This is a genomic window from Alteromonas sp. ABH4_453 (assembly GCF_056160665.1).
On sequence record NZ_JBSWXP010000005.1, the window covers coordinates 314,386 to 330,029 of the forward strand.

The window sequence follows — 15,644 nt, forward strand, 5'->3', positions numbered from 1 at the left end:
CTCCGTCTTCAGAAAGTCTTATTCACCATTGACAGGTAAACAGAAAACTTCACAATGGTTCTACTTCTTATCCACTCGCAATCGTAATGCTGTACCTTTCCGAATTTCAAACAAAGCTTCCTAATCAATATATTACCCCTGCATTTTCGTTAACACTAATTAACGAAAAACCACCCTCGCACGTCCTTATTGCAGGTAGAAATAGTAGCGGGAAGTCACTCTTAATCTCTGCGCTTGCCGGTAACGGTAAAATAGAAAGCGGTAGTCGTGAATGTAGTTCGGTTGTTGCAGAAGTCTCAGTTTTTAAACAGCAAGCGATAATTGAAGAAGAAAAACAAAAAGGCAGTGCAGATATTCTAGACGTAATAGCTGAGCCAACACAGGTTCGCGAACTATTCGCACAGACTAATGAGGATTATCAAAACCACCCTTATTACGACGAACTCGCCTCTGCGCTTAGAATTGAGCATTTGCTAGATAATGCGTTTCTTTCACTTTCAACAGGTGAAACCCGCAAGATTATTATCATGTTGGCATGGTTAAGTAATGCCTCTATTATTTTGCTTGATGACCCCTTCGAGGGTTTAGATGTTGAAGCGATAAGCGCATTTAGTCGCTTTCTTGTCTCTCAGCAGCAAGCTTCTTTAGTACTTACCGCCAACAAACTCGCAGATATTGCCAAGAATATGCAAGCCCAGTTGATTGTCATGGATGACTTAGCTATTACGTGGAAATCTGAAGATAAACTTAACTATGACGGTTTGCGCTCAGAATTAAGCACCTGGTTTGCACTAGAGTCTGATGATATCGATGTTCCCTCAGCCCTTAACGCTAAAGACAAACACGGCGATGACCCCAATCGCAATGACCGAAACCTCAATGAGCAAAACAGTGAGTTAGATTCACTACCTCATACCTTAATTCAGCTTAAAGATGGGTTCGTGCGCTTCGATGAGCGAACCGTATTTGAAAAGCTTAACTTTACGCTTAACAAAAATGAGCATTGGCAGATAACGGGCCCGAACGGATCAGGCAAAACCTGTTTGCTTCAAATGTTTACTGGTGATAATTCCCATTGTTATACCAACGATTTAACAATGTTTGGCATAAAACGTGGCACAGGCGAGAGCATATGGGACATTAAAAAGCACATTGGAATTATGTCGAATGCGATCCACATGCAGTACAAAGTGAACGCTAGTGTTGAGCACGTTATCATTTCAGGCTTTCACGACAGTATTGGTCTGTACACCCGCCCCACGCTAGCGGAACGCATGGTAGCAGAGCAGTGGCTTGAAGTAATAGGCTTGAAACAGAAAAAGAACACGCCGTTTCAGTCACTGTCTTTTGGTGATCAGCGATTAGTACTTATTGCACGTTCTATGGTTAAGCACCCCGCCGTGCTTATTTTGGATGAACCTTGCAATGGTTTAGACGACTTCAACCGCCAAAAAGCGCTGAAGCTTATTAATATATTGGCTAAAGCAGGCACAAGTACACTGCTGTATGTAAATCACCATGCAGAAGAACGCATTCCTAGCATTCACAATACGTTAAATATGAAAGACTATAATGTTTAAGGGTATATGTTGAAAAACTTGGTTTTTCAGGTCTTCGCTATAAAGGTGTGGCACTTGCCTGTTAGACAATTAGCCTTATAAAAGCAGATATTTAAGAAGATTAGCGAGGCTAGGTACCAAGAGAGAAAAAGCGCTATTACAAGGGACAACTCATGGAAAAAGTGATAGCGCCGAAGTAACCGAGGGTGAGCTACAAAAAGAACTTAAAAACTACATGGGATCCAGGGTAAGCAACACGCGATGAGTACCAGGTATGACTTTGCAGGACCGGTGCACGGCGGCAAATTCTTCATGGCCCTGCCACGATTTACCTTTAAGTAAACCCACATCAAACGCGTTCATTTGCCTAACGCTGCTCTCGTGATAGTGCTGACCCAATCTATTCTTAGCAAGCCCCTGCGTATTCGCGTCGTTAAGACCAATCATTGGGCCTGTAACCACACTTTCTTTCGGCAGCCACTCTGTACCTTCGCCCAAATAGGTATTCACCAACCGAACAGGAATATTGTCCACATGAAAGCTTGGGCACATTGCTGATGAAAGGGGCACTAACCTTATGCCAACACTGTCACAATCAAATAGCGTGGTGAGCATGTCAGACAGCAAATAAATATCGTCAATGGCAGCCTGCTTTCCGGCACTATTTCTTCCTTCAGGTAAAAGCTTTGCGATTTCCTCTTTCAGTGATGTTAAAGAGAAAACACCGCGAACCCCCATTCCTAATGATTTAAAAACGTCGGCATAATATTGCGTGACAAGTGGAGCTTCAGGCCTTGTCCATACCGCAACGCTAATACCTTTATCAAAGATATCGCCCAACACCATTGCATCGGCGCTTGAACGCCAAGAGTCGCTGTATTCAAAGGAAGTAATGTGGTCTTGTAACGCCTGCATATTAGTGCTCCCACGCAGGAAATGGGTCAGGCATTTCAGCCCAAACATGATGACCTTGAATAAGCTGTTCGTCTGTTAACAAGCAACTATCTAACCGCTCGATAATGTCGTTTTTATTAAGCCCTTGTCCAATAAACACAAGCTCTTGACGCATGTCACCGAAGGGCTCCATCCATTGTTCTTCTATCGCTTTAAGGTATTCAGGGTCTTCAGGCCATTGCTCTTTGGGTACGGCTTTCCAAAACAGCCCAGCGGCTCCGTATCTCGCCATACCGCCTGCTTGGCTCCAGCTGCCAGCCAATTGAGGTCGTGTTGCTAACCAAAAGAAGCCTTTTGAACGAATTAATTTGCCAGCTATTTCTTTACTATGAATAAAATCATAAAACTTCTGCGGATCGAACGGACGTCGCGCTTCGTACGAAAAGCTACTTATACCAAACTCTTCAGTCTCTGGTACGTGCTCGCCACGCATTTCTTTCAGCCAACCGGGCGACTGCTGAGCACGCTCGAAGCTAAACCGCCCTGTGTTCAGCACTTTGTCGAGGGGCACTTTTCCATGCTCAATAGGAATTTGAATAGCCTCGGTATTAAGGGTTTGCAGAATACTTTTAAGGCGCGCCAACTCTTGTTCAGAGACTAAGTCGGTTTTGCTTATTAGCAATATATCAGCAAATTCCACTTGTTCGACCAACAAGTCTGCCACGCTTCGCTCGTCTTCCTCCCCCAAGCTCTCACCCACTTCGTTGAGAAACGACGCTTCGTCATAGTCTTTAAGAAAATTCAATGCATCGACAACGGTAACCATAGTATCGAGGCGTGATATTTCCGATAAGCTTTTACCGTCTTCATCGGCAAACGTGAAGGTCTCAGCTACAGGCAAAGGCTCCGAAATACCTGTAGACTCTATTACCAGATAATCGTATTTACCTTCATGCGCTAAACGCTCTATCTCTTCAAGCAAATCTTCTCGCAACGTGCAGCAAATACAGCCATTGCTCATTTCAACTAGCTTTTCTTCGGCTCGATTAAAGCTAACTTCATTTTTCACCGTAGCTGCATCGATATTGATATCACTCATATCGTTAACAATGACGGCTACTCTTAATCCATCACGATTATTCAGAATATGGTTTAAAACCGTGGTTTTACCGGCGCCTAAAAAGCCCGAAAGTACGGTAACGGGAAGCTGAGTTTGAATAGACATAACGACTCGCTAAGTTTCATTTTAAATCTTTAATTTAATAAATGTTATAACATAACAATTAAAATGAAAATAACGATATGATTAATTTATTGCAAAACGCTTGCGGTATTCCACCGGACTAAGCCCATACTCTTTACGGAATATCTTCCTAAATGCATTGACGTTTTGATAGCCCACGTTGAATGCAATATCAGCAATGCTGCGCGTTGATACTTCAATTTGCTGACAAGCATGATGAAGTCTCAGCTTCTGCAGATAGTCGATGACTGACATATCTAACGCTTGCGCAAATCTTCGCTGTAAGGTTCGCTGACTAACGAAAGTGTGGCTGGCTAAATCGCTAAGAGAAATTGGCTGACTGTAATGGTTTTCCAAGTAATTTTGCGCTTTAACAACGAGAGCATCGCCATGATCTTTTTTAGGTGAAAACTGGTGATAAAAGCCTTGCTCCCTGTAACCTGTATCCACCACCATCTCTTTAGAAAGATTCAATGCAATGGTGGGTGAACTTAAGGTCGATATGATTTCAAACACAAGATCAATCCACGCCATTCTCCCGCCAGCCGTTATTACACCCTCCCCGTTTACCACGATAGCCTTGGCGTCTAGTTTTGCTGTGGGAAAGGCTGCCATGAAGTGATCGGCAATTCGCCAGTGTGTAGTACACACTTTGTTATCTAAAAAGCCCCCTTTGCCAAGAATAAATGCACCTACGCAAGCAGATGCGAGCAATGCACCTTGGGACTGCATGACTTTCATATAGTTGATAAGTGTTGTGAAGTCATGCTCAAAAAATGTTTCACTCATGCTTGGCGGCAAGATGACGACATCAACCAGCGCATTTGAATTTAACTGTTCCGCTTTGCAAATACTCGCGCTAAACGCCACGTCAGCGTTGATTTGCTCACACATCGTATTCGCTAATTCTAACATTTCAACTATGCCGTAAAGCGCAGATTGGCTTGCGGTTGGATAGTTTATTACTGCTATTTTTATTTCTTTCATCGTGTCATTGTCGCTTTGCGAACGCTGTCGTATTTGGCGTGCTTTTTGTCATTATCGTCACTTTCTATTACACGTGAAAATCTGCAGAATAGTCAATATTGAGTAAGCACAACTTAAACCGTGCTAGAGATTGTTTCTTGGAAAAAGGGGTAAGGCCGTGGTTAAACAAGCACTTATTGTTATTGATATTCAAAACGACTACTTTCCTAAAGGGAAGTATCCTTTACACAAACCAGAGCTTGCGATGCAAGAAACACTTAAAGCGATGGCTATTGCAAAGGAAAAGAGCATTCCGATTATTCACATACAGCACCTTGTGCCTGTAGAGGCCGGAGAAGGGTTGTTTTTCTATGAAGGATCTCATGGCGCTGAAATTCATAAAGAGGTGATAGCCGCAGCCCCGCATGCGCCCATCATCACAAAGCAACACGCCGATTGTTTTGAGAAGACCAATTTAGAGGAAACCTTACAGTCATTGGGCGTGGATGAAATTCTTCTGGCAGGTATGATGACGCACAACTGCGTAACTCACACAGCATTATCACCAGCTGCCGCCAAGTATTCCCCCAAAGTCATTGAACCTTGCACCTGCACGCGTGACGCCATTGGTCATCTATTGGCGCTGGATTCTATGCAAGTGCGCGGTATTGACATTGTATCGATAGAAACCGCATTCGCTTAGCTCAGACTTGTTTCGCTCATCACGTTGTTCGACTACTTGATGAGCGCTAACACTTCTCGGAATTTTGGATGTTGGCATGATTTTAAAAGTCCAAAAAGTGTCATCTCAAAACTACTGATCCGTGCGCCCTGCTCACGCATATTTTGGATGGCGAGCACAGCATTTGAAGACTCTCTTGAAGAAATGCAGTCCTGTATTACTTCCACAGTGTGATTATTTTCCAATAAACCCGTTACCGTTTGATAAACGCATACGTGCGCTTCAATTCCCACAACCAGCCATCGACTTAATTCCATTTCACTAATGTACGCCAGTATTTCGGACGAGCACTGGTCAGTACCCGCTACAGCGTTAAAAGTAAACTTCTTAAAGTGAGGGTCGCTTGCGACATGAGTTTCAATTTCAGGGACTGTTCTCCCCAAGCCATCAGGATTTTGCTCAAGTACAACTACGGGAATATTGAGCAATTTACAACACTGTATTAGCTTTGCGGTTTTGCATATCATTGCTTGACTATCGCTGACTCTTCGAGCCAAAGTGCCCTGGACATCTACGATCAACAACCCTACCTTTTCTTCGCTTATATGCATATTTCACACTGCTTAACTGTTTGTTGTGCCCTAATATTCCAAACTCTTTTACTGTATTTGACGGTGCCGAATCACTTTTTATTTCATACAACATCTAAAGTAGGTTTTCTTAAACGAACCGCAAAACCAGCGAAATTATAACGCCAGTAACGATAAGCTGAACTAAACAAAATCCCATAATATCTTTGGCCTTCAGGCCCGCTATGGCAAGCACTGGAAGCGCCCAGAACGGCTGAATCAGGTTGGTCCACGCATCGCCCCACGCCACCGCCATGGCCACTCTATTTATTTCGGCCCCCAGTTCAGCGGCGGCAGGCAAGATTACTGGGGCTTGCACTGCCCATTGACCTCCACCCGAAGGCACAAAGATATTAACAACGCCTGCGCTAATAAAACTCCACACGGGCAAAGACTCTGCAGATGCAAAGCTAATCAGCCACTCTGACATGGTTTGGGCCAATCCTGATTGCACCATTACCGCCATGATCCCCGCGTAAAATGGGAACTGTATAACAATACCACTACCGCCCTGAACGGCTTGCTGCAGGCTGTGCAGTACATTGCGTGGTGTACCATGAAGGACAATTGCAAGGAAAAGAAATAGCGTATTAACGATATTGAGATTAAGCCCGCCCCCTGAAACAAAGTAGTTGGTGAGATAAGCAAGCCCAGCAAAGCCTACAAGTAACCCAAGCACCTTACTGTTTTCAAGTTTGTCTGCGGGCCGCTCGTTCGTTGCCGAAGGCAAAACGTCATCTTTCAGCTTGGCGCTATCGACAATAATGCTCTCAGATTCATGCGGTAACATTAAACGATTAACAAGAGGAATAATCACGAACATGATTGCCAATAACAGCAAGTTAAACCCACTGAAAATGGTTTCGCCAGTGCCAATTACGCCAATTTGTGCTTCGGAAAAGTGGCCTGGCGTTGCAATCGTTAAGGGTACAGAACCCGCTAAACCGCCATGCCATACAATAAAGCCTGAATACGCGCTTGCCACCAATAACCGATAATCAACCGACACTTTTCTTGCTAAGGCTTTAGCAAACAGCGCACCTACAACAAGACCAAAGCCCCAGTTTATCCAGCTTGCTATAAGTGACACCAAAGTGACCAGCATAATGGCGCTTCCAGGGCTTTTTGCTAGACGGGCGAGTTTTTCCAGCAGTGTTTTAACTAGTGGCGTGCATGCCAGCATAAACCCGGTTACTAATACCAAGAGCATTTGCATTGAAAATGTGAGCAACCCCCAAAATCCGTCTCCCCACTGTTGAATTGTGGTAAGTGGAGTTTGGTCTTGAATGACTACCGCAAAAGCAAACGTAATTAGGGTAAGTAATAATACGAAAATATAAGGATCGGGAAGATATCTTTCGACGAGTTTTACGAAGGGTTTTGATGCTCGGTTTAGCATTAACGCTCTCACAACTTGTTAAAAACTTGTTGCATATTAACGCGTTTAATTCCTTTTTGGCGAGAGACTAGTTATTTTTGTTTAGCCATTTCTGTAAGGTCGACGTTACTTTCTGATTATCGATGGGCTTGGTAAGAAAGTCGTCCATACCTGCTGCCATGCACATATCTTTGTCGCTTTGCATGGCATTGGCAGTCATCGCGATAATGGGCGTATTTTTGTAAATGTCTCCCGCCGCGCCTTCACGAATGCATTTCGTTGCTTTAAACCCATCCATTTCAGGCATTTGGCAATCCATAATAATTGCGCTGTATTGTGCTTTGAGCTTGCAGTTCTTCAACATATCTAACGCTTCTAGACCATTGTCCGCCACATCCACCTGGTAGCCTTCGCTTTCGAGTGCATTAGTAGCAACCAGTTGATTTATCGCGTTATCTTCAACTAACAAAATTCGTGTTGCTCCGATAGCGAGGGGGCGATTTTCAGTTTCTAGCTCTACTAGCACTTCATCTGACTGTAGCTCCACAAAATCTGTAGTCCCCATACCTAACGGCTGTGTATGCACTTCGTTTCGCGTACTGGACTTACCTACCGTGGTTTCAAGTATTTTTAGTAAATCTGAAGTCGTAATGGGCTTAGGCAAACACTCGTCTATTGGCAGTCCTCTAAACTCGCTGTAGCTATCGACATCGCTCAGTTTAGTCATCAGAATAATGCGACCGTGCTTTAAGTTTTCGACACCCTTAACGTTCAGTAACAGGTTGTCTTGCTCGTGCTCATCAACCACTTTTTCCAAAAACAAAATATCAATAATTGAAGAGTCTTGTTCACTAATCTCATCAGTTAAGTAAAGCGCTACTGCCTCTTCTAATGATGATGCAGTTAACGCATTTACCCCCCAATACTCAAGCTGAGTTTGCATGGATTGTCTTGTTGACGCATTGTTGTCGACTATTAAGCAACGCGTGTTTTCTTTAACAAGTTCAGGTTGCGGTTTCAAGCTTTCCTCCGCCCCCGAAACTTTACATATAACGTTGAAGCAGCTACCTTTGCCAAGCTCTGACGTAACGCTTATGTCCCCTCCCAATAGCTGACACAGTTTCCTAGTTATACTTAAACCAAGTCCAGTACCTCCGAAGCGCCTGGTTGTAGAAGCATCTACCTGGGTAAAGGCATTAAATAAATGAGGAAGTTTTGTTCCTGGTATACCTATACCCGTATCTTTTACGGTTAAGTGAAGCATAGCTTCATTTTCAACATCACTTGGAAGTAACTTTGCTGCAATGTATATCTCACCCTTTTCAGTGAATTTAACGGCATTACTTAAAAGGTTAGTCAGGATTTGTTGAATTCGGTTTGGATCTGAATGTATCTTTGTATTGCTAATTTTAAGGACATCAACGATCACTTCTAAACCTTTTTCTTGTGCCGAGTGAGATACTGATAGCGCAACACTTTCCACTAACGCTCTTAGATCAAAATCTACCGACTCTAGCTCAAGCTTGCCCGCTTCTATCTTCGAAAAGTCTAGAATATCATTAATGAGTACGAGCAATGAGTTAGCGCTAGACCTAGCAATATTTAACCGCTGACTCTGTTCTGCAGTAAGCTCACTCTTCTTCAGCAGACCGAGCATACCTATAACACCATTCATCGGCGTCCTAATTTCATGGCTCATGTTGGCAAGAAATTCAGACTTCAGTTTCGTTGCTTCTTCTGCTTGCTCTAGTGCTTGCTTCAAATGGTTAGCTTGCGCTTTTAGCGATGCGGTTTTTTCAGATACCTGCTGCTCTAGTGTTTGCACAAAGCGCTTTTGTTTTGTAATTTCCGTTTGCTGTAAGCGGGTGCGCAGGTAAATCACTGAAACAACCATAGCTAACAAAAATAAGCCATAGATAGTATATGCCCACCAGCTTTTCCATGGTGCTACGGCCACATGCAAATTTAATGATAGAGCATCATCACCCCACTCTCCATTTGGTTTCATGGCTTTTACTAGTAACCTGTAGTCACCACCATTTAAGTTGGTAAATGATACCGAATCATGATTTCCAATATCAATCCACTGCTCATCGTACCCTTCTAATTTGTAAGCAAAGTGGGCGCGCTCAGGATCTGAAAAATCCAAAAGCGTGAAATCTAATGAAAAAAAGTAATCTTCATAAGAAAGGTCGATATCAGTGACATACGACAGCGGTTTATCGAGCTCTACCGATTCCCCCATTTTGTTAAAACCGGTGAGAACTATGTTTGCGCTAACTGTATCGGTTTGTTCACGGTTATATTTGAAGTACTCTATCCCCCGCTGACTACTCGTAAAATAGGTATTCTCACCCGCTTTAATTAAGCTATCAGAGTAAAAGTTTTTGCCTGCCAAATCTGTATTACTGTTGTAGCTAGTAACATTTTGTGTGTCGGGATTATAAAGAAAAACACCTTTGTTGGTGGTAAGCCACAGTCTGCCGTCCTCGCCATCGGCGATAGCTCTTATTAAGGTGGTGGGCAGCCCATTCTTCTCACTAAAATGCTTGAAGGATTTAGATTCTGCGAAATACTGGTACAACCCCGTTTGCGTAGCTATCCATACTTGCCCGTCGCTCGTTTGATGGATATCTTCCACAATCCTATCGACCAAGCTTCCCGTTTGGCCCTCTGCGCCACTGAAGTACACGAAACTTTTACTATCAACTGACCAAAGATTCACACCTCCCCCCGTGCCCACCCACATATTGCCGCTAGCGTCTTTGTATAGGCTGTGAATTTCTGGGTGCGTTAAACCGTCTTTGGTTGTGAGATGCTTGAACTCCCCGGAAAGTTTGTTGTAAATGTATATACCGTGCTTGTAGGTGCCAATCCAAACATTGCCATTATTATCTAGTTCAAGCGCTCTAAACTCTCGAAACTGGCGGTAATTACTGTCAGTATTAGGGTATTCAATACGACTTGTTTTTTTAGTCCGTCGGTCAACTTTAGCCACAAAGTTGTCTTGTGCGACCCACAGAAAACCCGCTTGATCAGGCACTATAATAGGTCTTTCTATAACCCCACGCTCTTTATAACCTTCAAGCTCTTTAAATACCGAGTCGTATTCTTTTTGCAGAAGCTCTTCTTTAACTTTCCATTTGAACACGTCTGCGTTTGCCGTGACGATAAGTACATCGCCAATTTTGTCGCCCTTTTCCTTTACGTTATCAAGTGCTATACCGCTTGGTGCGGTTAGTAATTTGCTATTGATTTGTTTTAACTTACCGCGAGGAGAGAACTTAAAAATCCCATGAACTTCACTGGTAATCCACTTGGTTCTAGTATGGTCTTCAAAAATAATGCGAAGGCCGTTTTCATAACCAAAGTCGACCTTTTCAACATAGTTCCCCTCTTTGGTATGACGATACAGTCCCTCGGTGGTGACGAACCATATTTGGCCATCATGGTCCTCAATCATTGAGTTTACTTGACTTAATGATTCACCATTTCGTGTTGTTTGAGGCAGAAAAACACCGGAACTGGGGAGAAATAAGAAGGGCCCATTTTGCGTGGCGACAAATATTTGATGAGAAGATGTACGAAGTAAACTGCGTATTTCATTTGCGCCTGTAGCCGTTTTATTTTTCTGATCCGGCAAGAAATGCTTGGCGTTTAAGGTTTTTTTATCGAGTAAATTTATCCCATAGCTGGTTGCGACCCAAAGACTATCGGCGTCGTTATCAATAATGTCCCAAATGCGATTATGGGAAAGGCTATTTTTAGCTCCATGTATTTTTTGAACGCGCTGGAATCGCCCATTGCCTAAAAAACGATTGAGCCCTTTGTCGTAAGAGCCCAGCCAGATATCACCTGCGCTATCTTGAAAAAGTGACTGTATTCGGTTTGATGATAAAGAGTCTGCTTCGTTAGGCACGTTTGAGTAGCGTGTATATCGACCAGTTGTAGGCTCGTATTTGTTGACACCACCGCCCCACGTTCCCACCCAAATATTGCCCTCTGCATCCAACATTAAGTTGCCGGCATCGTTATGAGAAAGACTTTGCTCGTTTTCGCTATTTGACTCAAAGAGCTTTACGTTGCGGCCGTCGTAGCGCATAACGCCATTTTCCGCGGTACCAAACCAAAGGAAACCTTGGCGGTCTTGGACTATGGAATAAATTTCCGATGAAACAAAGCCATCTTCAGCGGTTAAAAGTTCGACCGCATATTCATTCATTAACTTGTTTGACTCCGAAGCAAACACTAACGAAACACAAAACAAATGGATTAGGAAAATTGCAAGCGTACGCTCGAGAGAACGTAAAATTTTTGCTGTGTTCGCAGGTGAGAGGAGCTTCAAAATAAGAATCGAGGCGATAAATTAAACTGCCGTGACTTTAGTGCATCCTGGCCTTTCGAACCATTCAACAAAAGGCGCATTTGTACGATTTCCTTGACAGTTATTGACTTACGTCATAGCGCACTATTAACTTTAGACTAAAATAAGTGCACATTGACCGATAAGATTTGCTTTGAACTTTATTTAGATTAAGCCTGAGTATCTATAGATGTTCAAGCCTAATAATCCATTACATTTTCATCAGGGGAACTCTATGACGAAGTCATATAAAGAAATTACAGATAGTTTAAATCCGTATCTAGCCGAGGTTAAAAAAGGCGTGCCAGAAGTCATGAAGGGATTTTCTGATATGGCCAAAGCGGCGACCGCCGACGGCGCGTTAGATAAAAAAACGAAAGAACTTATTGCCCTTGCCATTGGAATCGCAACACGATGTGATGGCTGCATAGGCTTTCATGCTAAAGCGTTAGTGCATTTAGGCGCTACCCGTGAAGAAATCGAAGAAGTGTGCGGTATGTCCGTCTATATGGGAGGCGGCCCATCATTTATGTATGCTGCCGATGCTTTGCGTGCTTTTGACGAATTTAGTGAATAATTCTGAATAAAAAAGGCCGAGTAATTTCTCGGCCCTTTCGTTCAAATTGCAGTGTCGCCGATTACAGTGAGTTCATACTCTGTACACTGACAGGCCCAAGCTCAGCGGCTTCAACATCCGCTTTGATTTTTTCGGCATCACCAATGATTATCCATGTCAATTTTTCCGGATGCAGCACTTCTTCAGCCGCACTACTTAAATCGTCTAAAGTTAAACCGTTATACTTTTCGACCAAAGACTCTGGATAGTTATATTCTCTATTGAATCTCTTGCTTGATAAGAGGCTATACATCACCGCATTAGCTGTTTCGTACTGACCAGGCAAAGAGCGAACTTCATCCAATCGCGCTCTTTCCAACTCATTCGCCATCGGCGGTTTATCACCTATATATGCATTGAGTTCTTTTTTGAGCTCAAGCAGAGACGGACCTGTTTTATCAGTTTGCACTGGCGCATACACCATAAATGGGCGTTGACCTCTTGCGTCTTGGAGAAAGGTATACGCGCCATAAGACCAGCTTTTATCTTCTCGTAAGTTCATGTTCACACGAGCTGTGAAAGCGCCACCTAAAGTTTGGTTCATTGCATTGATGGCTATGTTGTTGTCTGCACCTGTTGATGGCGCTAAATGCGCAGCTAGAATAAGCGACTGTTGCGCACCGGGGCGGTCAATAATGATCGCTTGGCCTTGCTCAGGCATTGACGCTTCAGCTATTTGTTTCGTACCTTTGTTACCTTTCACTTTCCATTTACCAAACTCTTTTTCAAGCATGGGTTTTATGACATCTAACGTAGTGTCGCCAACGACAAAAATTGTCGCGTTGTCGGGGCGTAACCAGGTGTCTTTAAAGTTAACAAGGTCACTTCGCGTTATTGCTTGCACGTCTTGCTCTGTTCCGGTACCCGTAAACGGAATACCATAAGCATGATCTTCGCCGTAGATCAGCGGCGGAAGTAAGGTTAGCGCAATACTTACAGGGCGAGTTTTTTGTTGTGCAATACTACTTAAAATAAGCGCTCTTTGGCGTTCAATTTCTTCCTCTTTGAACGTGGGTGATTTCAAGATATCCCCCATAAGCGCCAAAGAAGGTTCCATGTTCTCTGTCAACATCGACATACTAACTGTTGTGGTGTCTAGATTTGATCCAGCATTTAAGTTTGTTCCCAATTGCTCAAGCTCTGCCGCTAGTTCCAAGGCATCGTATTTACCTGCACCTTCGTCTAGCATTTGCGTAGTGAAACTGGCGAGCCCAAGCTTGCCACCCGCATCGGCAGCGTACCCTGCGTCAAACTGTACCGCCACATTCACCAATGGAACTGTAGCACGTTGTGCAAACACCACATTTATACCGTTAGATAATGTGGTTTGCGTAACCTCTGGAAAGCTTAGCTGTGTCTCGGCATCGATTGACGGCAGACCTGTACTGCGATCGACGCCTTCAGTAGATGCTGCATGCTCGATAAACGGAACCACCGTAATTTGATGCCAGCCTTCTTTTAACCATTTATTCGCTGCCGCTTTAACACCTTTGGGGGTCGCTTGCTCTAGCTCAGTCATTTCAGTTTTGAAGTAGTTAGGGTCGCCAGCAATAAACTCACCACTAGCTAGGGTATCGGCTTTGCCGCCAAAGCCCCCTACTTCTTCTAGCCCACGAATAATCGAAGCACGTCGCTTAGTCGAAACAAGCTTAACTTCATCTTTGCTAGGGCCTTTACGCAAAAACTCGCTGATGACTTTATCAATTTCTTTTTCCACTTTAGCTACGCCAACGCCGTCTTTTACGTCAACCGTTACTCCAAAAATGGACGCCATTTGTAGCTCGTAATTAAATACCGAGGCATTAGTGGCAATTTGCTGGTCGTACACCAATTCTTTGTAAAGACGTGAATTTTTGCCATCGCCCATAACACTTGCAGCGATAAACAGGTCGGTTGCGGTCGAAGATGTATTCTCAGGTGACACCCAAAGGCGATAAATACGTGATTGAGGCACTTTGTCTTGAATAATTTCACGGGTATTTACGCTGCGTTTCGGCACCCATGCTTGCCATTTAGACAATGCAGGGCCCGGTTCAATATCGCCAAAGTATTTATTAACCAAAGGTTTGGCTTCTTCTGCGTTAATATCCCCGCTCAGCACCAATATCGCGTTATTGGGGCCATAATATTGATTAAACCACCCCTTAACGTCCTCTAACGACGCTGAGTTGAGATCTTCCATAGAGCCTATTACCGTATGATGATAGGGATGGCCTATGGGAAATAAGCCTTCAAAAATATGCGTGAATACGCTTCCGTAAGGCTGGTCTTCGCCTTGGCGTTTTTCATTTTGTACAACGCCACGCTGTTCGTCTAACTTGTCTTGTGTTACCGCACCTAACAGGTGCCCCATACGGTCGGATTCCATCCACAGAATACGGTCTAAAGCCGGCGTTGGAACGGTTTGAAAATAGTTAGTACGGTCAAAGTTGGTGGTACCGTTTAGGCCTGTGGCCCCGGCTTCTTGAAGCGGCCCGAACCATTCATCATCATAGTTCTCTGTGCCGTTGAACATGAGGTGTTCAAATAAATGCGCAAACCCAGATTTACCCTCTGGCTCATCTTTTGAACCCACTTTATACCACACCGCCACAGCAACCACTGGTGCTTTGCGGTCTTCGTGAACAATTACAGTTAACCCGTTATCGGTTGTAAACTTTTCGTAATCGATATTGATATCGTTCTTGGCAAGCGCTGAGCTTATCAGCGTACTGCTTACAGCCAACACACCTACGCTTACCTTCAAGCGCTGGGTGAGATCCTTAAGTACAGTCATGTCGTCATCCTTAATCTTTTTATACCTAAATATGCCAGGCACCACAAAGCGGCTTTCCGCTAACATTAAACATAAACCAATCTGGCGGTTAATAAAGGATTTCGCAAATAAAACTGTAACGGATTGTAAAAAAGGGTAAACGAAGAATAGGGATATAGTTGTTGTAGATAGGAGAGAAGAAAGTCGCAATTATATTGCGACTAACCGTGCCCAAAGAGCTTTTACCTGCTTAGCATCTTCATTTTCTAATTCATTGTTAGCGAAAGCACTATTAAGGCTTTCGATCATTTTGTCATTAAGCATCGCAACGGTAGCGCCTTCTTGCATCTCTAATTGGCGAGCCTCAACGGCAAAATGGCCTTGCAAGTAGCTGGCAATAAATAATTCGTCATCACTACCGTGATTGACCACGTCATCAAGCGATGCCTCAATATTTGCGATAGCTTTAACGACACTTTCGGGTGCTGCAGCAGGTGGTAACACGTCTTACTCCTTCCTGTTTCTAATTTCTGTTCTTTATTTCTAAAGTTCTATTCTC

At 43.7% G+C, this 15,644-nt stretch carries 11 protein-coding genes; 3 read left to right on the forward strand and 8 right to left on the reverse strand.

Annotated elements, in window-relative coordinates; all coding sequences use genetic code 11:
• Positions 1-86: 86 nt before the first annotated feature.
• Positions 87-1,580: an ATP-binding cassette domain-containing protein gene (locus ACXAGV_RS12140; protein ID WP_474873484.1), complete on the forward strand. Its 1,494-nt coding sequence runs from the start codon at positions 87-89 to the stop codon at positions 1,578-1,580.
• A 210-nt stretch (positions 1,581-1,790) separates the two neighbouring features.
• Here ACXAGV_RS12140 and ACXAGV_RS12145 read toward each other — a convergent pair whose 3' ends face one another.
• The 3 genes from ACXAGV_RS12145 to ACXAGV_RS12155 form a co-directional block, all read right to left on the reverse strand.
• On the reverse strand, positions 1,791-2,474 hold the full coding sequence (locus ACXAGV_RS12145; RefSeq protein WP_474873485.1) for a DUF1826 domain-containing protein: 684 nt from the start codon (positions 2,472-2,474) through the stop codon (positions 1,791-1,793).
• Position 2,475: 1 nt separating this feature from the next.
• Positions 2,476-3,678 (reverse strand): zinc metallochaperone GTPase ZigA, encoded by a 1,203-nt coding sequence (gene zigA, locus ACXAGV_RS12150; protein ID WP_474873486.1) that lies wholly within the window; start codon positions 3,676-3,678, stop codon positions 2,476-2,478.
• A gap of 81 nt (positions 3,679-3,759) precedes the next feature.
• Positions 3,760-4,683: a GlxA family transcriptional regulator gene (locus ACXAGV_RS12155; RefSeq protein WP_474873487.1), complete on the reverse strand. Its 924-nt coding sequence runs from the start codon at positions 4,681-4,683 to the stop codon at positions 3,760-3,762.
• Positions 4,684-4,840: 157 nt separating this feature from the next.
• On the opposite strand from ACXAGV_RS12155, the gene ACXAGV_RS12160 reads away from it, so the two are divergent.
• The gene (locus ACXAGV_RS12160; protein WP_474873488.1) at positions 4,841-5,365 is read left to right on the forward strand and encodes a cysteine hydrolase family protein; all 525 of its coding nucleotides are present in this window, start codon (positions 4,841-4,843) and stop codon (positions 5,363-5,365) included.
• Positions 5,366-5,397: 32 nt separating this feature from the next.
• Here the strand turns inward: ACXAGV_RS12160 and ACXAGV_RS12165 are convergent, their stop codons facing one another.
• The 3 genes from ACXAGV_RS12165 to ACXAGV_RS12175 all read right to left on the reverse strand — a co-directional run bounded on the left by ACXAGV_RS12165 (position 5,398) and on the right by ACXAGV_RS12175 (position 11,573).
• Complete coding sequence (locus ACXAGV_RS12165; protein WP_474873489.1) at positions 5,398-5,955, reverse strand: isochorismatase family protein; 558 nt, start codon at positions 5,953-5,955, stop codon at positions 5,398-5,400.
• 109 nt (positions 5,956-6,064) lie between these two features.
• Positions 6,065-7,372 carry a short-chain fatty acid transporter gene (locus ACXAGV_RS12170; RefSeq protein WP_474873490.1) on the reverse strand — a complete coding sequence of 436 codons (1,308 nt, stop codon included), beginning with the start codon at positions 7,370-7,372 and terminating at the stop codon, positions 6,065-6,067.
• 67 nt (positions 7,373-7,439) lie between these two features.
• Positions 7,440-11,573, reverse strand: a complete 4,134-nt coding sequence (locus ACXAGV_RS12175) for a two-component regulator propeller domain-containing protein (RefSeq protein ID WP_474873491.1) — start codon at positions 11,571-11,573, stop codon at positions 7,440-7,442.
• 376 nt (positions 11,574-11,949) lie between these two features.
• Here ACXAGV_RS12175 and ACXAGV_RS12180 point away from each other — a divergent pair, with 376 nt between their 5' ends.
• On the forward strand, positions 11,950-12,291 hold the full coding sequence (locus ACXAGV_RS12180; protein WP_039222723.1) for a carboxymuconolactone decarboxylase family protein: 342 nt from the start codon (positions 11,950-11,952) through the stop codon (positions 12,289-12,291).
• Positions 12,292-12,352: 61 nt separating this feature from the next.
• Here ACXAGV_RS12180 and ACXAGV_RS12185 read toward each other — a convergent pair whose 3' ends face one another.
• Positions 12,353-15,106 carry a M16 family metallopeptidase gene (locus tag ACXAGV_RS12185; protein WP_474873492.1) on the reverse strand — a complete coding sequence of 918 codons (2,754 nt, stop codon included), beginning with the start codon at positions 15,104-15,106 and terminating at the stop codon, positions 12,353-12,355.
• A gap of 189 nt (positions 15,107-15,295) precedes the next feature.
• Positions 15,296-15,589 (reverse strand): YfcL family protein, encoded by a 294-nt coding sequence (locus ACXAGV_RS12190; RefSeq protein ID WP_474873493.1) that lies wholly within the window; start codon positions 15,587-15,589, stop codon positions 15,296-15,298.
• Positions 15,590-15,644 lie beyond the last annotated feature (55 nt).